Annotated in this window: 20 protein-coding genes and 1 pseudogene; 15 read left to right on the forward strand and 6 right to left on the reverse strand. The window is 76.0% G+C overall.

What is annotated here, in order from left to right; all coding sequences use genetic code 11:
- Positions 1 to 17: 17 nt before the first annotated feature.
- The 9 genes from ACZ7RU_RS27590 to ACZ7RU_RS27630 all read left to right on the forward strand — a co-directional run bounded on the left by ACZ7RU_RS27590 (position 18) and on the right by ACZ7RU_RS27630 (position 6,102).
- On the forward strand, positions 18 to 668 hold the full coding sequence (locus tag ACZ7RU_RS27590; protein ID WP_470343662.1) for a DUF6328 family protein: 651 nt from the start codon (positions 18 to 20) through the stop codon (positions 666 to 668).
- Positions 665 to 1,681 (forward strand): SDR family oxidoreductase, encoded by a 1,017-nt coding sequence (locus tag ACZ7RU_RS27595; protein ID WP_470343663.1) that lies wholly within the window; start codon positions 665 to 667, stop codon positions 1,679 to 1,681. The genes ACZ7RU_RS27590 and ACZ7RU_RS27595 overlap by 4 nt, the downstream gene beginning before the upstream one ends.
- 247 nt (positions 1,682 to 1,928) lie before the next feature.
- Positions 1,929 to 2,375, forward strand: a complete 447-nt coding sequence (locus ACZ7RU_RS27600; RefSeq protein WP_470343664.1) for a hypothetical protein — start codon at positions 1,929 to 1,931, stop codon at positions 2,373 to 2,375.
- Complete coding sequence (locus tag ACZ7RU_RS27605; RefSeq protein ID WP_470343665.1) at positions 2,372 to 2,629, forward strand: monovalent cation/H+ antiporter complex subunit F; 258 nt, start codon at positions 2,372 to 2,374, stop codon at positions 2,627 to 2,629. The genes ACZ7RU_RS27600 and ACZ7RU_RS27605 overlap by 4 nt, the downstream gene beginning before the upstream one ends.
- Complete coding sequence (locus tag ACZ7RU_RS27610) at positions 2,629 to 2,904, forward strand: monovalent cation/H(+) antiporter subunit G (RefSeq protein ID WP_470343666.1); 276 nt, start codon at positions 2,629 to 2,631, stop codon at positions 2,902 to 2,904. Before ACZ7RU_RS27605 ends, ACZ7RU_RS27610 begins: the two co-directional genes overlap by 1 nt.
- Complete coding sequence (locus tag ACZ7RU_RS27615) at positions 2,901 to 3,173, forward strand: Na(+)/H(+) antiporter subunit B (protein WP_470343667.1); 273 nt, start codon at positions 2,901 to 2,903, stop codon at positions 3,171 to 3,173. The genes ACZ7RU_RS27610 and ACZ7RU_RS27615 overlap by 4 nt, the downstream gene beginning before the upstream one ends.
- Positions 3,170 to 3,910 carry an MnhB domain-containing protein gene (locus ACZ7RU_RS27620; protein ID WP_470343668.1) on the forward strand — a complete coding sequence of 247 codons (741 nt, stop codon included), beginning with the start codon at positions 3,170 to 3,172 and terminating at the stop codon, positions 3,908 to 3,910. Before ACZ7RU_RS27615 ends, ACZ7RU_RS27620 begins: the two co-directional genes overlap by 4 nt.
- Entirely contained in the window at positions 3,907 to 4,251 is a 345-nt protein-coding gene (locus ACZ7RU_RS27625) for a sodium:proton antiporter (RefSeq protein ID WP_470343669.1), read from the forward strand. The genes ACZ7RU_RS27620 and ACZ7RU_RS27625 overlap by 4 nt, the downstream gene beginning before the upstream one ends.
- Positions 4,252 to 4,257: 6 nt before the next feature.
- A complete protein-coding gene (locus tag ACZ7RU_RS27630; protein WP_470343670.1) occupies positions 4,258 to 6,102 on the forward strand; it encodes a complex I subunit 5 family protein in 1,845 nt (614 codons plus the stop codon).
- 81 nt (positions 6,103 to 6,183) lie between these two features.
- On the opposite strand, the gene ACZ7RU_RS27635 is transcribed toward ACZ7RU_RS27630, so the two are convergent.
- Together ACZ7RU_RS27635 and ACZ7RU_RS27640 are read right to left on the reverse strand one after the other, a co-directional pair.
- Complete coding sequence (locus ACZ7RU_RS27635; protein WP_470343671.1) at positions 6,184 to 7,062, reverse strand: hypothetical protein; 879 nt, start codon at positions 7,060 to 7,062, stop codon at positions 6,184 to 6,186.
- 125 nt (positions 7,063 to 7,187) lie between these two features.
- Positions 7,188 to 8,128, reverse strand: a pseudogene (locus tag ACZ7RU_RS27640) (TIGR01777 family oxidoreductase).
- 506 nt (positions 8,129 to 8,634) lie between these two features.
- Here ACZ7RU_RS27640 and ACZ7RU_RS27645 point away from each other — a divergent pair.
- Positions 8,635 to 9,486, forward strand: a complete 852-nt coding sequence (locus tag ACZ7RU_RS27645; RefSeq protein WP_470343672.1) for a class I SAM-dependent methyltransferase — start codon at positions 8,635 to 8,637, stop codon at positions 9,484 to 9,486.
- A gap of 43 nt (positions 9,487 to 9,529) precedes the next feature.
- Here ACZ7RU_RS27645 and ACZ7RU_RS27650 read toward each other — a convergent pair whose 3' ends face one another.
- The 4 genes from ACZ7RU_RS27650 to ACZ7RU_RS27665 all read right to left on the reverse strand — a co-directional run bounded on the left by ACZ7RU_RS27650 (position 9,530) and on the right by ACZ7RU_RS27665 (position 14,543).
- The gene (locus ACZ7RU_RS27650) at positions 9,530 to 10,816 is read right to left on the reverse strand and encodes an MFS transporter (protein WP_470343673.1); all 1,287 of its coding nucleotides are present in this window, start codon (positions 10,814 to 10,816) and stop codon (positions 9,530 to 9,532) included.
- Positions 10,817 to 10,912: 96 nt separating this feature from the next.
- Positions 10,913 to 13,018: a xanthine dehydrogenase family protein molybdopterin-binding subunit gene (locus ACZ7RU_RS27655; protein ID WP_470343674.1), complete on the reverse strand. Its 2,106-nt coding sequence runs from the start codon at positions 13,016 to 13,018 to the stop codon at positions 10,913 to 10,915.
- Positions 13,015 to 14,019 carry an FAD binding domain-containing protein gene (locus tag ACZ7RU_RS27660; protein ID WP_470343675.1) on the reverse strand — a complete coding sequence of 335 codons (1,005 nt, stop codon included), beginning with the start codon at positions 14,017 to 14,019 and terminating at the stop codon, positions 13,015 to 13,017. Before ACZ7RU_RS27660 ends, ACZ7RU_RS27655 begins: the two co-directional genes overlap by 4 nt.
- Positions 14,016 to 14,543, reverse strand: a complete 528-nt coding sequence (locus tag ACZ7RU_RS27665) for a (2Fe-2S)-binding protein (protein ID WP_470343676.1) — start codon at positions 14,541 to 14,543, stop codon at positions 14,016 to 14,018. The genes ACZ7RU_RS27660 and ACZ7RU_RS27665 overlap by 4 nt, the downstream gene beginning before the upstream one ends.
- A 240-nt stretch (positions 14,544 to 14,783) precedes the next feature.
- Here ACZ7RU_RS27665 and ACZ7RU_RS27670 point away from each other — a divergent pair, with 240 nt between their 5' ends.
- The 5 genes from ACZ7RU_RS27670 (at position 14,784) to ACZ7RU_RS27690 (ending at position 19,851) form a co-directional block, all read left to right on the forward strand.
- Positions 14,784 to 14,936, forward strand: a complete 153-nt coding sequence (locus tag ACZ7RU_RS27670) for a hypothetical protein (RefSeq protein WP_387755976.1) — start codon at positions 14,784 to 14,786, stop codon at positions 14,934 to 14,936.
- A gap of 111 nt (positions 14,937 to 15,047) precedes the next feature.
- Positions 15,048 to 16,115: an iron-containing redox enzyme family protein gene (locus tag ACZ7RU_RS27675; RefSeq protein WP_470343677.1), complete on the forward strand. Its 1,068-nt coding sequence runs from the start codon at positions 15,048 to 15,050 to the stop codon at positions 16,113 to 16,115.
- Between the two features lie 199 nt (positions 16,116 to 16,314).
- Complete coding sequence (locus tag ACZ7RU_RS27680) at positions 16,315 to 18,393, forward strand: YbdK family carboxylate-amine ligase (protein ID WP_470343678.1); 2,079 nt, start codon at positions 16,315 to 16,317, stop codon at positions 18,391 to 18,393.
- A gap of 146 nt (positions 18,394 to 18,539) precedes the next feature.
- Complete coding sequence (locus tag ACZ7RU_RS27685) at positions 18,540 to 19,100, forward strand: hemerythrin domain-containing protein (protein WP_470343679.1); 561 nt, start codon at positions 18,540 to 18,542, stop codon at positions 19,098 to 19,100.
- A gap of 232 nt (positions 19,101 to 19,332) precedes the next feature.
- Positions 19,333 to 19,851 carry a hypothetical protein gene (locus ACZ7RU_RS27690; RefSeq protein ID WP_470343680.1) on the forward strand — a complete coding sequence of 173 codons (519 nt, stop codon included), beginning with the start codon at positions 19,333 to 19,335 and terminating at the stop codon, positions 19,849 to 19,851.
- Positions 19,852 to 19,905: the final 54 nt, after the last annotated feature.

Here is a 19,905-nt window from a genome sequence, read left to right on the forward strand (position 1 = left end):
AGGCGGAGGCGATCGCCATGACGGCACCGGACACCGACCGTGACACCAGTGCCGACCGCCGCTGGACGGGACGGCGGGAGACGCCCGAGGAGCGGGCGGACCGGCGCTGGACGGACCTGCTCCAGGAGGTGCGGGTGGCCCAGACCGGCTCGCAGGTGCTGTTCGGGTTCCTGCTGAGCGTCGTCTTCATGCCGCGCTTCGCCCAGCTCGGCGACTTCGACCGGGGGCTGTACGTGGCCACGGTCGTCCTCGGGGCGCTGGCCACCGGCGCGCTCGCGGCCCCGGTGGCCTACCACCGGATCTTCGCCGGCCACCGTCTGAAGCCCGAACTGGTCGACGCGGCGGCCCGGCTGGTGGCCGTCGGCCTGCTGCTGCTCGCACTGACCATCGGCTCCGCCCTGCTGCTCCTGCTGCGCACGGCGACGGGCTCGGCGGCGTCCGGCTGGATCACCGGGGCGGTCATGCTCTGGTTCGCGACCTGCTGGCTACTGATCCCCGTGCGGCACCTGCACCGGCACGACTCGCGGTCCACCCGGCCCGCGGACGACGCCCCCGGCCGGGACCGGCCCCCGCCGGGTTCCGGCGCGGACGGCGGGGACGGCGGGGACGGCGGGGCAGGGCGTCCACCGGGTTTCGACGGGGACGGCGGGGCAAGACGCGCGCCATGAGCATCCGTACGCGTTCGAAACCCCGCACCGTGGTCATCACCGGTGCCTCCGCCGGCGTCGGCCGGGCCTGCGTCCGCGCCTTCGCCACCGGGGGCGACCGGCTCGTGCTGGTCGCCCGGGGCCTGGCCGGGCTGCGCGCCGCCTCGGCCGAGGCCGAGGCGGCCGGCTCGCCGGTGCGCACCGTCCTGGCCGACGTGGCCGATCCGGAGGCCTGCGAGGCCGTCGCCGACCGCGCCGAGGCCGAGTTCGGACCGATCGACGTCTGGGTCAACGACGCCTTCGTCTCGGTCTTCGCGCCCTTCACCGAGATCAGCCCGGACGAGTTCCGCCGGGTCACCGAGGTCACCTACCTGGGGTACGTCAACGCCACCCGCGCCGCGCTGCGCCGGATGCTGCCGCGCGACCACGGCACGATCGTGCAGGTCGGCTCGGCGATCGCCTACCGGGGCATCCCGCTGCAGACCGCCTACAGCGGCGCCAAGCACGCCCTCCAGGGCTGGCACGAGGCGCTGCGCTGCGAACTGCTCGCCGACGGTTCGGCGGTGCGCGTGACGATGGTCCAGCTGCCGGCCGTCAACACCCCGCAGTTCGACTGGGTGCTCAACCGGCTGTCCGGCCGGGCCCGCCCCGTGCCGCCCGTCCACCAGCCCGAACTCGCCGCCCGCGCCGTCCGGTTCGCGGCCGACCACCCCGGGCGGCGGGAGTACTGGGTGGGCGCCAGCACGGCCGCCACCCTGGTCGCCAACGCCCTCGCGCCCGGCCTGCTCGACCGCTACCTCGCCCGCACCGGCATCGACGCCCAGCAGGAGGACGGGCCCCGGCGGGCGGACGACCCCTCCAACCTCTGGACGCCCGTGGACTCCTCCGAGGACCACGGCGCGCACGGCCGCTTCGACGCCGAGGCCCGCGAGCGCAGCGCCCAGCTGTGGGCCTCCCAGCACCACGGCCTGCTCGCCGTCGGCGGAGCCGCGCTGCTCGGCGCCGCGGCGAGGGCGCTCGTACGCCGGTCGTGATCCGGGCTTCCGGGGCCTGAGCCGAAGCCGAAACCGCTGCGCAGGGCCGAAGTCAGGGCCCAGAGCCGGGAGCCGGGCCGATCATCGGAGGTTCCGGCTTCGCGCTCCGGCGAACGGGTGGTCCGGCCCGCCGATCCCGCGCGCGTCGGCGTTGCGCACGGGACGCCGTCACCGGCCGGACGGTACACCTGGGGCCGCTCGCCGCGACGGCGGCGCTGCCAGGACGGCCGGTACAGGGGGTGACTCGATGCGGACGGTGGCCGAACTCCTGCTCTGGTGGGGACTTTTGCTGCTGCTGAACATCGTGCTGATCAGCTCGGTGACACCGCTGGAGGTGGCGGTGGGCGGCGGCGTGGCGCTGCTCGGGGCACTGGGCGCGATCGCCGTCCGGCGGAGTTCCGGCGCCACCCCGGGCGGCTCGGCCCGCCTCGCCCGGGCGCTGCGGGCCTTCCCGCGGACCCTGCTGGCCGACACCGGTCGGCTGGCGCTCGCCGTGCTCTCCCCCGGCCACCGCCGGTCCGGCTTCCGCGCCGTGCGGCTCGCCCCCGGCACCGGCCCCGCCTGGGCGTCCGCGCTGCTCTCCTCGACCCCCGGCGCGTACGTGGTGGACGTCGACGGCCAGAGCCTGCTGGTGCACGCGCTCGGCCGTGAACCCTCCTCCCTGGAGCGCGCGTTGACGGAGGCGCCGGAGTGAACGCCTGGCTGCTGGCGGCGGCCGTGCTGGCCGTCGGCGGGATCGCCCCGTGCCTGCTGCTCGGGCTGACCGGCGAGGCGCGGCGGCGCCTGGCCGGGCTGAACCTCGCCGCGCTGGTGACCTCCGTCGTGCTGCTGCTGCTCGCCCACGGCTTCGGCCGCCCGTCGTACACCGACCTGGCGCTCGACCTGGCCGTACTGGCACCCGCCGGAACCCTGGTGTTCACCCGCTTCCTGGCCGGCGAGGAGCACTGATGGGGCGGCACGCCGTGGCACTCGTCCTGCTCTGCGCGGGCACGGCCGCGCTGCTGCTCTCCGCCCTCGCGCTCGCCGTGCTCCCCGGCCGCCACCTGCGCCTGCACGCCCTCTCGCCCGCCGCCGTGCTCGGCGCCCCGCTGGTCGCGCTCGCCCTCGCCGTGGACACCGGGCCGGGCCGGGCGGCGGTCAAGCTGCTGGTGGTCGGCCTGCTGCTGGCGGCGGGCGGCACCGTCACCACCATGGCCGTGGGCCGGGCGGCGGCACGGCCGTGACCGACGCCCTGATCGTGATCGCCCTGCTGCTCACCGCCGTCACCGCCACCGCGGCCGCGCTCACCCGCGACCCGGTCCGGCAGGCCGCCGTGCTGGCCCTGCTCGGGCTGAGCCTCGCGCTGCTCTTCACCGTGCTCCAGGCGCCCGACGTCGCGCTCTCCCAGCTCGGCGTCGGCAGCGCGATCACCCCGCTGCTGATCCTGCTGACCGTCCGCCGGGTGCGCCGCGAGGAGCACACCGACGAACACCGCCCGGACCGCGCCGAGTGAACCGGACCGCCCGGCTCGGGCTCTTCCTCCTCGCCGCCTCCGTACTGGCCGCCGCGCTGGTCACCGCCGCCGGTGAGCTGCCCGGCTTCGGCGGCGCCCGGCACCCGTACGGCGAGCGAGCGGTGGCGGCCGGGCTGGAGCGGCGGACGGCCAACATCGTCTCCTCCGTCAACTTCGACCAGCGGGCCTTCGACACCCTCGGAGAGGAGTCGATCCTGTTCGGCTCCGTACTCGGCGCGGGCATCCTGCTGCGGCTGGCCCGGGACGAGCGCAAGCGCCGCGCCGCCGCCGAGCCCGTCCTGCCCACCACCCGGCTGTTCGGCGCCGCGCTGCTGCCGGTCACCGTCCTGACCGGCGGCTACCTCGTCGCGCACGGCGCGCTGAGCCCGGGCGGCGGCTTCCAGGGCGGCGTCGCCCTGGCCACCGCCCTGCACCTGGCGTACGTCGCGGCCGACTACCGGGTGCTCAAGCGGGTCCGCCCGCTCGCCGCGCTGGACGTCGCGGACGCGCTGGCGGCCGGCGCCTTCGCCGCGCTCGGCCTGGTCGGCCTCGCCCAGGGCGCCGGCTACCTCGCCAACACCCTGCCGCTCGGGACCTTCAACCAGCTCTCCTCCAGCGGGCTGGTGGCCGTCGTCAACACCGTCGTCGGGGTCGAGGTCGCCTCCGGCGTGGTGGTGCTGCTCGCCCACTTCCTGGACCAGGCCGTCGAGGTCGCGCCCCGGGGGGAGGAGGCATGAGCACGCTGCCCTACCTGGTGGCCGGGTGGATCCTGCTGGCCGGCCTGTACGGCCTGGTGACCAGCCGCAACCTGGTGCAGGCGGTCGGCTGTCTGGCCGTCGCCCAGTCCTCGACCTACGTCCTGCTGCTCGCGGTCGGGTACCGCCGCGACGCCACCGCCCCGGTCTTCTCCGACCTGCCGACCGACGCCCCGGTGGTGGACCCGGTGGTCCAGGCGCTGACGCTCACCGACATCGTGGTCGGCGCCACCGTCACCGCGCTGCTCCTCTCCCTCGTGATCCAACTGCGCAAGCGCCACGGCACGGTGGACCCGGAGGAACTGACCGGGCTGCGGGGGTGACGACCGGTGCGCACCGCCGACCTGCTGCCGCTGGCCGTCGCCGTCCCGCTGCTGGGCGCGGCCCTCACCGCCGTCGCCGGCCGCTGGCTGCCCCGGCTCGGCCGCGACGTGCTGGCCACGGCCCTGGCCGCCGCCGACGTCGTCTGCCTCGCCCTGCTGTGGGCCCGGACCGGCCCGGACGGCCGGGCGGTCTCCTGGCTGGGCGGCTGGACCCCGAGCGGTGGGCACAGCGTGGGCATCGTGCTGGTCGCCGACCGCCTCGGCAGCGGCCTCGCCCTGCTCGCGGCCGTCCTCGTGCTCGCCGTGCTCTGCTACGCCTGGCGGTACTTCGACGAGCCCTCCGGCGAGCGCGGCGGGCTGTTCCCCGCGCTGCTGCTGCTCTTCGAGGCCGGGATGTGCGGTTTCGCGCTCACCGGCGACCTCTTCGACGCCTTCGTCTTCTTCGAGCTGATGGGCGCCGTCGCGTACGCGCTGACCGGCTTCCGGATCGAGGACCCGCGCCCGCTGCACGGCGCGCTGGCCTTCGGGCTGGTCAACTCGGCCGCCGCCTACCTCTCGCTGCTCGGCATCGGCCTGCTCTACGCCCGCACCGGCGAGCTCGGCCTGGCCCAGATCGGCGCCGAGCTGGACCGGCTCGCCGCGCCCGGCCGCGGCCCGGACGCCCTGCTGGTCGTCGCCTTCGTGCTGGTCCTGGCCGGTCCGCTGGTGAAGGCCGCCGCGGCGCCCTTCCACTTCTGGCTGCCGGACGCGCACGCCGTCGCCCCGAGCCCGGTGTGCATGCTGCTGTCCGGGGTGATGGTCGAACTCGGGGTGTACGGCGTGGCCCGGATCCACCGGGTGGTCTTCGCCGGGGCCGGCGGGCTGCCGGACGCCGTCGTCCGGGACACCCTGCTGGCCACCGGGGTGCTGACGGCGCTGGTCGGCGCCGTGATGTGCTGGCAGCAGCGGCACCTGAAGCGGCTGCTGGCGTTCTCCACGGTCGGACACGTCGGGCTGTTCCTGACCGGCGCGGCCCTGCTCACCCCGGCCGGGCTGGCCGGCACCGCGGTGTACGTGGCCGGCCACGCCGGGGCCAAGGCCGCGCTGTTCGGCCTCACCGGCGTGCTGCTCGACCGGTACGGCTCGGTGGACGAGCACGGGCTGCACGGACGGGCCCGCGAACTGCGCGCCACCGGGCTGCTGTTCGTGCTGGGGGCGCTGGCCCTGGCCGGGCTGCCGCCGTTCGGCACCGGGCTCGGCAAGGCCGTCGCCGAGGAGGCCGCCGGGCACCGACTGGCCTGGCTTCCCCCGGTGTTCGTCCTGGTGTCGGCGCTGACCGGCGGCGCCGTCCTGCGGGCGGCCCTGCGGGTCTTCGGCGGGGTCGGCGCACCGCCGAAGGAGCACCCGGAGGTGGCCGCGACCACCGGCGAGGGCGAGGAGCCCGAGATCCGGGCGCCGGGCCGGCGGCTGCCCCCGCCGATGGTCCTGGCCCCCGCGCTGCTGCTGGCCGGCTGCCTGGCCGTCGGCGTCCTGCCCGGCGTCGGCCGGGCCCTCGCGGCGGGCGCGGCCGCCTTCACCGGCCGCGAGGCCTACCTCGCCGACACCCTCGGGCGCCCGCCCGTACCCGCGGCCGCCGCGCCGGAGGCCTGGTGGACGGCCTCCGGCCTCGGGCTCGGCCTGCTCTCCGCGCTGCTGGCCGTCGGCTTCGCCACCGCCGCCGTCCGCCGGGCCCCCGCGCGCGGCACCAGCGGCCTCCACCGCGCCCTCGTCCTGCCGCTGCGCCGCCTGCACTCCGGCCTGCTGGGGGACTACGTCGCCTGGCTGGCCGCGGGGCTCGCCGCCCTGCTGGTCGCCCTCACCGCCCAGCTGTGACGCCCCCGGCCGGCCCGTGACGTTCACGCACGGCCCGGCCGGCCGTCGCGGCCCGGTTGCGGACTCCCGGGCCTCCGGCGGTCAGCGCCCCCGGCCGTTCCGCGGCTCGGCGGAGGCCCGGGACCAGTCCAGGTACTGCTGGCGGACGTACGCCCGGGCCTCGTCGCCGTCGGCGGTGGCGCCGTCGTGCTCGGTCAGGTACCCGGCCGCGATCCGCGCCGACGCCACCTGCTCGACGTCCGCGTCCCCGCCACCCAGCGCCACGCGGTCGGACCGCGCCGCGATCCGCAGCAGGTACTCGCGCCGCTTGCGGGGCGGGCTCTTGACGGTGCTCCGGCAGGCCGCGAGGTCCCGCTGCTCCTCCTCCACGCCCGGGGCGTCCGCGTAGGCCTCCGCCGGCGTGGGCACCGGCCCGACCGGCACGGTCCGCACCGGTGGGGACGGCAGCCGGGGCAGCCCGTGGAGGGAGAGCACCGCGTCGGCGAACTCCGGCCGGTCGACGGGCAGTCCGTGCCGGCCGAACAGGGCGAACAGCTCGGCCAGGGCGCGCGGTTCGATGCCGCGCGGCCGGTCCTCGTCGGTGACGGTGAACTGGCCCAACAGCGGGCCCCAGAACCGGCCCGGCGGGTCCGCCAGGCGCAGCCGCAGGGTGAGCCGGCGGACGCCGCTCTCGTCCTCCTCGTCGAACTCCATGAGCAGCCCGCGGATCTCCGACCAGGCGTAGCGCCGGGCGACCAGCAGCCGGACCACGGTGAGGCCGTCCGCCTCCTCCCGCAGCCGGCAGGTGTACGGCGTCCCGACCGCCACCGCGGCGGCGACCACGGCCGCGATCGGCACACCCGTCGCCGGGGCGGTGGCACCGGACTCCGTCAGCGCGATCAGCGTGACCAGGCCCAGCAGACAGCCGGCTCCCAGGCTCTCGCCCCGCAGCCGCGCGTACCGCAGCCGTATCGTCCGCATCCCGTCCCGCCCCCGGTTCGCCCGTCGCGTGCGGCTCCACGCTCCCGGGGGCGCCCGGCCCGGGCAAGCCCCGGCGGGGAGCTGTGACGGCCCCGTGACGAACCGCCGCGCCGCCGGACCGGACCCTACCGTCCGCGCAGCCGCCGGACGAGGTCGCGGGCGGCCTGCGGCCAGGCCGGGTGGTCGAAGGTGAAGCCCGCGTCGAGCAGTCGGGTCGGGACGACGCGCCGGCTCTTCAGCAGCAGCTCGGTGTCGGAGCGCAGCGCGAAGGCGCCCAGCTCGGCCATCCAGCGGGTGGCGGGCAGAGCCAGCGGCATGCCCCAGGCACTGCGCAGCTCGCGCATGAACTCGCGCTGGGGCAGCGGGTGGGGGGCGGCCAGGTTGACCGGGCCGGTGAGGTCCTCGCGGGCGACCAGGAACTCGACGGCGCGGGCGAAGTCCCGCTCGTGGATCCAGGAGACGTACTGGGCGCCGCCCGCGACCGGGCCGCCGGCGCCGAGCCGGGCCAGCCAGGAGAGCGCGTCCAGGGAGCCGCCGCGCTCGGGGCCCAGGACGGCGGCGGTGCGCAGCGCGACCCGGCGGGTGTGCGGGGTGTCGGCCTCCGCCTGGGTGCGCTCCCAGGCCAGGGCGACGTCGATGCTGTGCCGCCAGGCGGGCGGGGCGTCGGGTTCGCTGCCGCCGATCAGGCCGTCCCGCTCGTCGTTGGGGGCGTCGTGGCGGTGGGCGTAGACGGTGGCGGTGCTCATCTGGAGCCAGGCGGCGGGCGGCCGCGGGCGGCCGCGACGGCCTCGCCGACGACCCGGGTCGACTGCACCCGCGAGTCCATCATCTCCTGCCGGTTGGCCTCGGTGTAGCGGCAGTTGACGCTGCGCCCGGCGAGGTTGAGCACGACGTCGGCGCCGTCGACCTCCGCCGCCCAGGCGCCGAGGGTCCGCGCGTCCCAGCCGATCTGCCGGGGCCCGGCGGGCCTGCGGCTGAGGACGACGACCTGGTGTCCGGCGGCGGTCAGGCTCCGGTCGAGCAGCGTTCCGAGCGCGCCGGATCCGCCGGGAATGACGACCTTCATGGGCTCCCCCTCGTACCTCGGTTCCCCGGTTCCCCGGGCGCCTCGGAGCCAGCCTAGCCCACTCTTCTGAACGCGTTCAATTCCCCTGCTCCCCCGGCGGCCCGGGTGGCCGGGCCGGGGACACCAGCACCTGCAGCGCCTTCTCCGGCCGCTCGGGCCCCTCTTCCGGCCGCAGCCCGTCCACCAGCCGCCCCCGACCCGCACCTCCCCCGCCGACAGCGCGATCAGCCCCCGCAGTCCGGGGGCGGTACCTCCTCGCCGTAGCAGGAGACGGTGGACGGCACGCGCAGCTCGATCGTCACCGCGTCAGCGCAACCACCGGCCACCGGCCCTGATCACCGGTCAGCGGAAGCGGACCCTTGTGCGGGAGCCCGCCGGTACCTAGGGTCACGATGTATCGGTTCGATACATCGAGCCGATAGCTCTTGCCGTCCGGGTCAGGTCGACCCCGGACGGCCACCGCGCGCTGCGCACCCGGCGCGGACCGCCGACCGGATGGAGCCACGATGACGGGGACCGACCGCACCACCGAGCACCACCAGCACGACGCACGCCGCCCCGCGCCCACCGGGCGGGCATCGGCCCAGGACGAACGGCGGCTGCACGGCTCGTCGTTCGGCCGGGCGGCGGCCGCCTACGCCGAGCACCGCCCGGACTACGCGCGGGCCGCGGTGCGGTGGGCCCTGGAAGCCGCGCCCGGCCCGCGGGTGCTCGACCTCGGCGCGGGAACGGGCAAGCTCACCGCCACGCTGGCCGCGCTGGGCCACGACGTGGTCTCGGTCGAACCCGACCCGGCGATGCTGGCCGAACTGCGCGGCTCGCTCCCGGCCGTCCGCGCGCTGCCGGGCAGCGCCGAGGCGATCCCGCTGCCGGACGGCGCCGTCGACGCCGTGGTGTCCGGCAACGCCATGCACTGGTTCGACATGGACCTCGCGGGGCCGGAGATCGCCCGGGTGCTCGCGCCCTGCGGCGTCCTGGCCGGCCTGTGGAACGTCTTCGACGACGGCGTCGACTGGGTGGCCGGCCTCGCCCGGGTCACCGGCCCCGCCGCCATCGGTCCGCGCGACCTGCCCGCCGGCTGGCGCACCGAGACGGCGCGGATGCACCTCCCCAGGTCCGGCGGGGAGGCCTGGTTCGACTCCGCGGAGCAGGCCGAGTTCCCGCACGGACAGCGCCGGACCGCCGACTCCCTCGTCGCGACCCTCGGCACGAAGGCGGGCGTCCTGGTCATGCCGGAGCAGGAGCGCGAGGCCCTGCTGGACGAGTCCCGCGCCTATCTCGCCGCCCGCCCGGAGACCGGCGCCGGCGAGTTCACCCTTCCGATGCTGACCGGCGTCCTGCGCGCGCGCCGGAGGTGACCCCCGCCGTCCGGCCGTCCCGACGGTGACCGGCCCTCGCCCGCTACTCGGCCCGCAGCAGCGGGGATTCGCCGTCCCGGCCTTCCCCCGGGGTTCCCGGGTCCGGCTTCCCGGGGCGGCTCCGCTCGGCCCAGGCGGCCACCGGAGGCCCGGCCGCGCCCAGGGCCGCGAAGAACGCGCCGAGGAGCAGCCATCCCGGGTGTCCGAGCGCGAGGACTCCCCCGGTCAGGATGACGGGGGCGAGGGCCTGGCCGGCGTTGAAGCCGATGCCGAGGAGGCCCTGGTACTGCCCCTGGGCGTGGTCGGGTGCGAGGCCGAAGCCGAGCGCGTAGCCGGCCGAGGACTCCCACACCTCGCCGATGCTGTGGACGCACACGGCGAGGACGGCGAGCACCGGCGCGACCCAGACGGGGACGTCGGCGGTCAGTGCCATCAACGGGCAGCTGACGAGGAACAGGAGCCCGGCGAGGCGGAAGGAGCGACCGCCCTGCCGGGGGGTCTCCACCCTGGAACCCAGTCTGCTCTGGAACAGCACGCAGACACCGCTGTTGACCGCGTAGACCGCGGCCACGGTCCAGCGCGGCGCGTCGGTGTGGGCGCTGAGCCAGACCGGCAGCAGGAGGGAGACGGTCTGGTACTGCAGGCCCATGGCGCTGTAGAGCGCGACGAAGGACACGTACGGCCGGTCGGCCAGGACGGACCACTGCCGGTGTTCCTCGGGCCGGGGCAGCGGCGGGTAGTTCGGCAGGCCGAGGAGCGCGATCAGTCCGGCGCCGGCGAAGCTGGCGGCGTTGGCGAGGATCAGCGCGGTGTACGCGGCGCGGGTGTCGGTCTGGATCGCGAGGGCGGCGCCCAGGGTGCCCGTGACGACACCGAGGTTGGTGAAGGTGCGGAGCCTGGCCCGGAAGGCGGCGGGCCGTTCACCGCCGGCCCTGGCGATGAGTGCGCCGCCCGAGGCGCCGCCCGCCGCGGCGGCCAGCCGGTCCAGGGTGGCGACGAGCGTGAACGCCGGCCAGCTGTCGATGAGGACGAAGGCCGCCATGGTGACGGCCTGTAGGGCGAGCGAGGTCAGCCAGACCGTGCGCGGCCCGTACCGGTCGGCGAGGTTGCCCGCCGGTATCCCGACCGCCAGACCGCAGAGACCGGCGATCGTCAGGCCCGCCCCCACCTGCGCGGCGGGCAGGTGCACCACGAGGGTGAAGTAGAGGACGGCGGCGGTGTTGAAGAGACCGTTGCCCACCCTGCTGACGAAACAGGCGGCGATCAGGGCTCGTTGCGCACCGGAGGCCGGCGCGCTGGACGACCGTTGTCCGGGCCCCCTCATGATCATGCCAGTCAGGCTAACACGGGCGTTTCACAGCACCGGAGTTGCCGAGGCCGCCGGTGCCGGAGGCCGAGCCGCGGGCCCCCCGACGGCCTCCGCGCGTCACCCGGCCCGCTCCTCCAGCGCGGGCAGGACCTTGTCCAGCGTGATCGGCAGGTGCCGGACCCGTACCCCGCAGGCGTGCCACACCGCGTTCGAGACCGCGGCGGCCGTCCCGACGATGCCGATCTCCCCGATGCCCTTGGAGCCCATGGCGTTGACGTGGGGATCGTGCTCGTCGAGCCAGTGCGCCTCGATCCTGTCGACGTCCGCGTTCGCCGCGATGTGGTACTCGGCGAGGTCGTGGTTGACCACGTGTCCGGTCCGCGGGTCGAGTACGCCGCTCTCGTACAGGGCCATGGACAGCCCCATCGTCATCCCGCCGACGAACTGGGAGCGCGCCGTACGGGGGTTGATGATCCGGCCCGCGGCGAACACGCCCAGCAGATGCGCCACCCGCAGCTCGCCGGTGTCGGCGTGGACGTGCGCCTCGGCGAACTGGGCCCCGAAGGCGTGCATCGCGTAGCGGTCGTCCGCCGGCCCGACGCTCCCCGAGGCCTGCGCGCCGTCCGGCGGCTCGGCCCCGTACCGGGCACGCAGCGCACGTGCGGCCTCGACCACGGCCGAACCCCACGTCGTCATACCGGAGGAACCCCCGGCCACCGACGCGACCGGGTAGTCGGTGTCGCCGATCCGCACCTCCACCCGCTCCACCGGCACGCCCAGCGCGTCCGCGGCGATCTGCGCCAGGGTGGTCCAGGTCCCGGTGCCGAGGTCGGCCGCACCGATCTCGGCCACGTAGCCCCCGCCCTCCCGCCGGATCGTCGCCGTCGACGTCGGCATCCGGCTGACGGGGTAGGTCGAGGCCGCCACCCCCGTGCCGACCAGCCAGTCGCCCCGGCGGCGCACGCCCGGTCGGGGGTCGCGCCCGGCCCAACCGAACCGCTCGGCCCCTTCCCGCAGGCAGCCGACCAGGCCACGGCTGGAGAACGGCTTGCCCGAACCGGGTTCGACGGCGGGCTCGTTGCGGATCCGCAGCTCGACCGGGTCCAGGCCGAGGCGCTCGGCCAGCTCGTCCATCGCCACCTCGGGGCCGAACATCCCGGGGCACTCGCCCGGCGCGCGCATCCAGGACGGCACCGGCACGTCGAGGGCGGCCAGCCGGTGGGTGGTGCGCCGGTTCGGCGCGGCGTACATCATGCGCGCGGGGACGCCGGTCTGCTCCGCGAACTCCTTGATGCGCGACGTCTGTTCGACGACGTCGACGGCGACCGCGGACAGCGTGCCGTCCCGCCCGGCCGCGAGGCGGCAGCGCTGGATGGTGGGGGTGCGGTACCCGGTCAGGTCGAACATCTGCCGCCGGGTCAGCGCCAGCCGCACCGGCCGCCCGGGGACCGCCCTCGCGGCCATCGCGGCGAGCACCACGTTGACGTGCGGCCGCCCCTTGGAGCCGAACCCGCCCCCGACGTACGGGCAGACGACCCGCACCCGCGCCTCGTCGAGGCCGAACACCTCCGCCAGGGCGGACCGCGTCGAGTGGACGCCCTGGGTGGAGTCCCACAGGGTGAGGAAGCCCTGGCCCGCCGGGTCCCACCGGGCCACCGTGGCGTGCGGTTCCATCGGGTTGTTGTGGTTCCGCGCGGTGCTGTAGGTCTCGTCGACGGTCACCTCCGCCGCCGCCATCGCGGCGTCCACGTCGCCCTCGGCGGTGTCCGTGGGGAAGTCCGGGTTCACCGTCCGCGGCGCGTACAGGTCCTCGCGGTCGGCCCGCAGTTCGGTGTCGTGCGCCCGCTGCGCGTAGCCGACCCGGACGAGGGCGGCCGCGTGCGTCGCCACCTCGGAGGTCTCGGCGACGACCACGGCGACGGCCTGGCCGCGGAAGGCGACCTCCGCGTCCTGAAGGACCGCCAGCTCCCGGTCCTCGACGGACGCCAGCCGCTCCGCACGGTCGTGGGTGAGCACGGCGACGACCCCGTCGAGCGCCTCGGCCGCCGCGGTGTCCAGTTCCGTGACGCGCCCCCGGGCGACGGTGGCCTGCACGACGGACAGGTGGGCGGCGTCCGCCAGCGGGGTCTCGTGGGCGTAGGTGGCGGTGCCCAGGACCTTGACGGCGCCGTCCCGGCGCGGCAGGTCGCGGCCGATGGCGGCCGGCTCGTCGGGGAGCGTCACGGGGTGTCCTTCCCGGTCAGGCCGCGCAGCGTGGCGGCGAGGGTGCGGCGCAGCAGGGGGATCTTGAACGCGTTGCCGCCGCCCAGCCCCTCGACCGGCCGGGCGGCGGCGAGTTCCGCGTCCGCGGCGGCCCGGAAGCCGGCTTCCGTGGCGGGAGCGCCCCGCAGGGCCTCCTCGGCCCGGTACGCGCGCCAGGGAGCGTGCGCCACGCCTCCGAACGCGATCCGCGCGTCCGCCACCACCCCGTCCTGGACGTCGAGCGCCGCGGCCACGCTGACCAGGGCGAACGCGTACGAGGCCCGGTCCCGTACCTTGCGGTAGGCCGAGCGGCGGGCGATCGGCTGTCCCGGCAGGTCGATCGCGGTGATCAGCTCGCCGTGTTCCAGCACCGTGTCGCGCTCGGGCGCGTCGCCGGGCAACCGGTGCAGGCCGACGAACGGGATCGTGCGCTCGCCGCCCGGGCCGAGCACCCGCACCTGCGCTCCGAGCGCGGCCAGCGCCACCGCCATGTCCGAGGGATGGACGGCGATGCAGTGCTCGGAGGCGCCGAGGACGGCGTGGTTGCGGGTCCATCCCCCGACCGCCGAACAGCCCGAGCCCGGCTCGCGCTTGTTGCACGGGGTCGTGACGTCCTGGAAGTAGACGCAGCGGGTGCGCTGCAACGGGTTGCCGCCGGTGGTGGCCATGTTGCGCAGCTGCCCCGACGCCCCCGACAGCAGTGCCTGTGACAGCACCGGGAACCACTCGCGCACCCGGGGGTGCGCGGCGAGCGCGCTGTTGCTGACACCCGCGCCGATCCGCAGGGCGCCGTCGCCGAGCTCCTCGACCCCGGTCGACAGGACGCCGGAGACGTCGACGACCAGGCCGGGCCGGGCGACGCCCAGCTTGAGGTGGTCCACCAGGTTCGTCCCGCCGCCGAGGAAGACGGCGTCCGGACGGCCCACGACGCTGCGCACGGCGTCCGCGGCGTCGGCGGGGCGGTGGTAGTCGAACGGTCTCACCCGGACACCTCCGGATCGGTGGCGGGCCGGCCCGCTGCCCGCAGCACGGCGGTGACGATGTTGACGTAGGCCCCGCAGCGGCACAGGTTGCCGCTCATCCGCTCGGCCACCTCGGCGCGCCCCGGCTCGGGTGCGCCCGGGCCCCGGGTGACGGCGCTCGGCCAGCCCTGCGCGAACTCGTCGAGCACCCCGACGGCGGAGACGACCTGTCCGGGGGTGCAGTACCCGCACTGGAGCGCGTCGCAGTCGACGAAGGCCTGCTGCACCGGGTGGAGACCGTCGGCGGCGAGGCCCTGGGCGGTGACGACCTCGGCGCCGTCCTGGGTGACCGCGAGCGTGAGGCAGCCCAGCACGCGGCGGCCGCCGGACAGCACCGTGCAGGCGCCGCACTGTCCGTGGTCGCAACCCTTCTTCGGGCTCGTCACTCCGAGCCGTTCGCGCAGCGCGTCGAGCAGTGTCGTGCGCGTGTCGACGGTCAGCCGGCGCGCGGTGCCGTCGACCCGTACGGTGATCTCCCTCTCCATCGCACCAGACTCCCCCGCCCCGGCGGCGCCCACACGGCGCACGGCTCCCCGTCACACCCCTGGCGGCAGCCTCGGGCGCTGCCGGGGTGGCGGCTCGTGGGCCCGCTCATGTTCCTACGCACGGGCCGGTGTTCCCTCCCGGTGCGTACGAAGTCCGTTTGCGGGCAGACGTCGGAACCAGCGGGTGGATCCGCGTACCGGAACGACCGAAGCGAGGGAACCGAGAAGGGAGGAGCCGTCGTGGCACTGTTCCTGTTCATCCTGCTCATCGCCGTGGTGTTCGGCTTCGTCGGCGCACTGGTGAAGGGCCTGCTGTGGCTGCTGGTCATCGGCGCGGTGCTCTTCGTCGTCGCCCTGGTCCTGGGAGGCGTACGCCTGGGGCGGCGCAGATGAGCGAGACGGGCGCGGCGGGCCGTCGCGGCACACCGTGACCGCCCGCCGGCGCCCGGTCCTGCGGGTTCGCCGCTCCGGCGGGCGGCAGTGAGAGGCGAGGAGGCGGAGATCATGGGCGGACGCGAGCAGCGGGCACCGGTGCCCGGCCGTGGCGGGCCGGTCCGTCCGGCCGGCCCACGGCTTCCCGAGCCGCGCGGGCCGCTGTCGGCGGCGGTGCTCGACCTCGTGACGGCCGGGCCGCCGCCCGGCCCGGCCGGGGGCCCCGTGCCGGGCGGCCCCTTCGACGACCCCTGGGGCGAGGACCACCAGCTGGCACTGCACCTCTGCTACGAGCTCCACGACCGCGGCCTGCCGGGCGTCCACCCCGGCTGGGAGTGGGATCCCGCCCTGCTCACCCTGCGGCGCGGGCTGGAGGACGCCTTCCTGGCCGCGGTCCGCGCCGAGACGGAACCGGTACCGCCCCTGCCGGAGCTGCTGGAACAGCTACTGGTGGAGCCGGCCGAGGGCAGCGGGCCCTCGCACTTCCTGCTGGCCGAGGGGGAACGGCGGCACGCCCGGGAGTACCTGGTGCACCGGTCCGTCTACCACCTCAAGGAGGCGGACCCGCAACTGTGGGTCCTGCCGCGGATCCACGGCCCCGCGCAGGCGACCCTGATGGCGGTCGCCTACGACGAGTACGGCGCCGGCCGCCCGGACCGCGCCCACTGGCTGCTCTACGCCCGGATGATGGCCGCCTTCGGCCTCGACCCCGGCTACGGGCACTACCGGGACCTCGTTCCCGCCCCCATGCTCGCCGTCGTGAACCTCATGACCCTCTTCGGACTGCACCGCGCGCTCCGCGGCGCGGCCGTGGGACAGTTCGCGGCCATCGAGATCACCTCATCGCCCGGCTCGGCCCGGCTCGCCCGGGCCCTGGAACGGCTGGGCGGCGGCGCGGACGGCACCCTGTTCTACCGCGAGCACGTCGAGGCCGACGCCGTCCACGAGCAGCTGGTGCGCCGCGGTGTCATCGAGGAACTGCTCGCCGTGGAACCGGAACTGGCGCAGGACATCGCCTTCGGCATCGCCGCCGCCGGTGTGGTCGGCGACCGGTTCGCGGAGCACCTGCTCGTGTCCTGGCGTGCCGGGCGGACGTCCCTGCGCGCACCCCTCGTCCACGGCGCCCATGTCGCGGCCTGACTCCGGGGAACCCGGCCCGGCGCCCGGCACGCGGCCGGTGCGGGGGCAGATCGGTCGGCCGCCCGGCTCGGACCGCGTACCGGATGACGGCGGGCGGCGCGCGGGCGACCCTGGTGGCGTGGACGACGACACGGTACGACGCGACCGGGACCCTGCTCCCGCACGGGGCGCGGAGCCGGGAGGCGGGTCGCCACCGACGGTGGGAGTCGAGGAGGAGTACTTCCTCGTGGACGCCGACAGCCGCGCCGTCGTGCCGGCCGGACCACGGCTGGCGGCGCGGGCGGGCCGGGTCCTGGGTGACCAGGTGTCCGGGGAGTTCACGGATCTCCAGATCGAGGGGCGGACGCCGCCGTGCGCCACGATGGCCGAGCTGTCCACCCGGCTGACGCGGCTGCGCCGTGACCTCGCCGTCTGCGCCGCGGCCGAGGGGGTGGCGGTGTGCCCGAGCGCGACGCCCGTGCTCGGGGGCGGTGGCGCGGTACCGGTGGGCGAGCACCCCCGGTACCGCGACGGGGTGGAGCTGTTCCGGACCCTGATGGACGACTTCGCCGTCTGCGCCCTGCACGTCCACGTGTGCCTGCCCGACCGGGAGGTGGCGGCCCTGGCCGGCAACCACCTGCGCCCCTGGCTGCCGCTGCTGGTGGAGATGAGCGCCAACTCGCCCTTCCACGCCGGCCGGGACACCGGGTACGCGAGCTGGCGCTCGGTGCTGCGGTTGCGCTTCCCCTCCCTCGGTCCGCCGCCGCGGGTCGGGTCCTTCGACGACTACCGGCGCATCGCCGCGGCGATGGCGGAGGTCGGCGGGAGCTCCTTCGCCGAGCTGCCGTTCTGGGACACCCGGCCCCACCCACGGTTTCCGACGCTGGAGGTGCGGTGCATGGACGTCCCGGCCGAGGCCGCCGACTCGGTGGCGCTGGCCGCCGTCGTCCGGGGACTGGTGGTGACCTCCGCCCGTCTCGTGGAGGCGGGCGATCCGGGCCCGGCCCCGAGCGGTGAGCTGCTGCGCGGCGCGTACTGGTACGCCACCCGCGACGGCTGGCCGGGGCCGGGAGCGGACGCGCTGAGCGGGCGGATGCTGCCCGCGCCGGAGCGGGCCCGGCGGCTGTTGGAGCACATCGGCGCCGCGCTGGAGGACCTGGGGGACCTGGAACGGGCGGCGGACTTCGTCGACCGGCTGGCCGCCCGGGGCAGCGGTGCCCACCGCCAGCGCGCCGTGCAGCGGCGGGGCGGCCTGCGCGCGGTCGTGGACGACCTGGCGCGCTGCATGCTCCCGTCCGAGAACCCGGCCGCAGCCGCGGAGCCGGAGCCTTCGCGGCCCCGCACTCATCCGCACGGGGGACGCCCCGGCGGTGTGTCCACCCTGGGCGTGCCAGCGTGGAGAGAGGCGGTCGGACACGGGCCGGGAAGCGGACCCGTGCCGAGGACCGACCAGGACCGTAGGGAGCAGCCGATGGACGACCTCGCGAACATGTCCGGCCGGGTGGCCGGGGCGCCGGCGGAGGAGCAGGCGGTCCGGGTCCGCCGGGACGGCTACGCCCGACTGGGCGCCGCCGACCTGGGCATCGACACCCGTGCGATGGCGGCGGACTTCGCCGAGCTGGCCGAGGCCTACGGGGACCTGCCCGCGGACCCGTACGCGCGGGAGACCCACCGGTTCCGCCGCTACTCGCACGCCGTCCACCTGCCGTGGACCGGTGAGCTGTCGTACATCCCCGGGGCGCCCGACGAGGAGTTCGGCACCGTCACCGAGTACTGGCAGGACGAGCACAACCCGGAGTACCCGAGGGTGCGCCGCCGGCTGCCCGACATCCCGCCGGCCCTGCACGACAACCGGCTGCTCGACGCCCTGATCCGCGCCGACCTGGGCCACGCCCTGTGGCTGGAGGACCTGCACCGCGCGCCCGTCTACGTCGGCGTCCACCTGATCTCGCTCGGTGTGCACGGCCAGGGGCAGGTCGCCGTCTCCTCGCCCAACTGCCTGCACCAGGACGGCGGTTCACCGGCCACCTTCACCTTCGCCCACCTGATCGGCCGACGGAACGTCGAGGGCGGCGAGAACGTCATCGCCACCCCCGGGAGCGCCGGGCGCCAACCCGACGCGCTGGCGCCCGAGGACCTCCTGGACCGCTTCGTCCTGACCGAGCCGCTGGACGGCTACGGCGTCCACGACTGCCGCGTCAGCCACTACGTCGGCCCCGTCCGCCTCGGCGACGACGGCGACCAGGGCCGACGCGACATCCTGATCATCGGCATCGCCCCCTACGCCCCCGGACTGTAGCCCCGCGACCGCTCGGCCTGCGCCACCCCGGTCCGGAGCCGATCGGGTGAGCGGCGGGCGACTCGCCCGGGTGCCACGCCCGAGACGGGGATCACTGCCCTTCGGACCGGGACGGACCCGGCCGCGAACAGAGAAGGCGGAACACGATGGGGCACGGCGGGAACGTGATCGCGGAGCTGCAGGCCGACCACCGGGAGGTGGAGGAGATGTTCGCCCGGCTCAGGGCGATGACGGGGCGCGGGCAGGAGCTGCGGGACCTGGTGGACCAGGTCACCATCGAGCTGGTGCGGCACTCGGTGGCCGAGGAGCAGTACCTCTACCCGGCGGTGCGCGAGCACGTCCAGGGCGGGGACGCCCTCGCGGACAAGGAGGTCGCCGACCACGAGACGGTGGAGAAGCTCCTCAAGAAACTGGAGCAGATGGACACGGCCGACACCCAGATGAGCGCCATGCTCCGGGAGCTCATGGACGAGGTGACCAGCCACGTCCAGGACGAGGAGAACAACCTGTTCCCCAGGCTGGCCCAGGCCTGTACGCCCGAGCAGCTGAACGACCTCGGGGACAAGGTCCGCCGCGCGAAGGCGATGGCCCCCACCCGCCCGCACCCGGCCGCCCCGAGCAGCCCCGGGGCCAGCAAGCTGCTCGCCCCGGGCGCGGGGCTGGTCGACCGCGCCCGCGACTTCGTCACCGGCCGTGGCAGGTCCTGACCCACCTGCCCGCGAGAACCCGGCCCGGGGCCGGCCCGTTCCAGGGTCTGCCCCGGGCCGGTGCGTTCGGGCAGGCCGTTCGGGCAGGCCGTGACGCAGGTCATGCCGTCCGCCGTGCCCGCCCGCCTACACTGGTCGGCCAGCAGCAGGGCAGCGAAGCCCCGCATACGAGCAGCTCGCTCCGCCCCGCACCACGGACACCGGCGAGCCCGCCCACGAGGGACCGATCGCCGTGCCCACCGACCTCACCCCCGTCATAGCAGCCTCCGCCCGCTGGCTGCTGGCCGCCTACCCGCCGCCGCCAGGGGCGCTCAACGCCGCGCTGGCCGAGGCGCAAGCCCGCCAGGCCGCGAGCCTCGCGGCCCACCTACGCTACCCCGGCGACCTCGACGTGCAACTGCTGCACCTGCTCGGCCCCGGCGGATCGGACCGGCTGGACCGGCTCACCGGCAACGAGGCCGAGCCCGCGTACGCCGCCTGGCGCACCTGGGTGGACGAGACCGTCGTCAGCTGGGCCGCGTGCTTCCTGGCCGACCCGGCCGTCACCGCGCGCGCCCACCGGTTGCCGGCCGCGACCGGGCTCCCCGCCGAAGCCCGGGCCCCCGGCCTGCGGCGCCTGGCCCGGCCCGGCGCCCGCGACAGCGAAGCCGCCGTCCTGCTCCGTCACCCCGACCTGCTCGAACCCGTCATGGCCCTGCACCGGGCCTCGCTCACCGAGCTGCTGGACACCGAGGGCTGCGCCGCGGCATAGCCCTCGGCCGGTGCGTTCCGAGCGGCGCCGTGGAGGGGGCGAGGAGAGTGCCGC

It is taken from the genome of Kitasatospora sp. NPDC114501 (assembly GCF_055633695.1).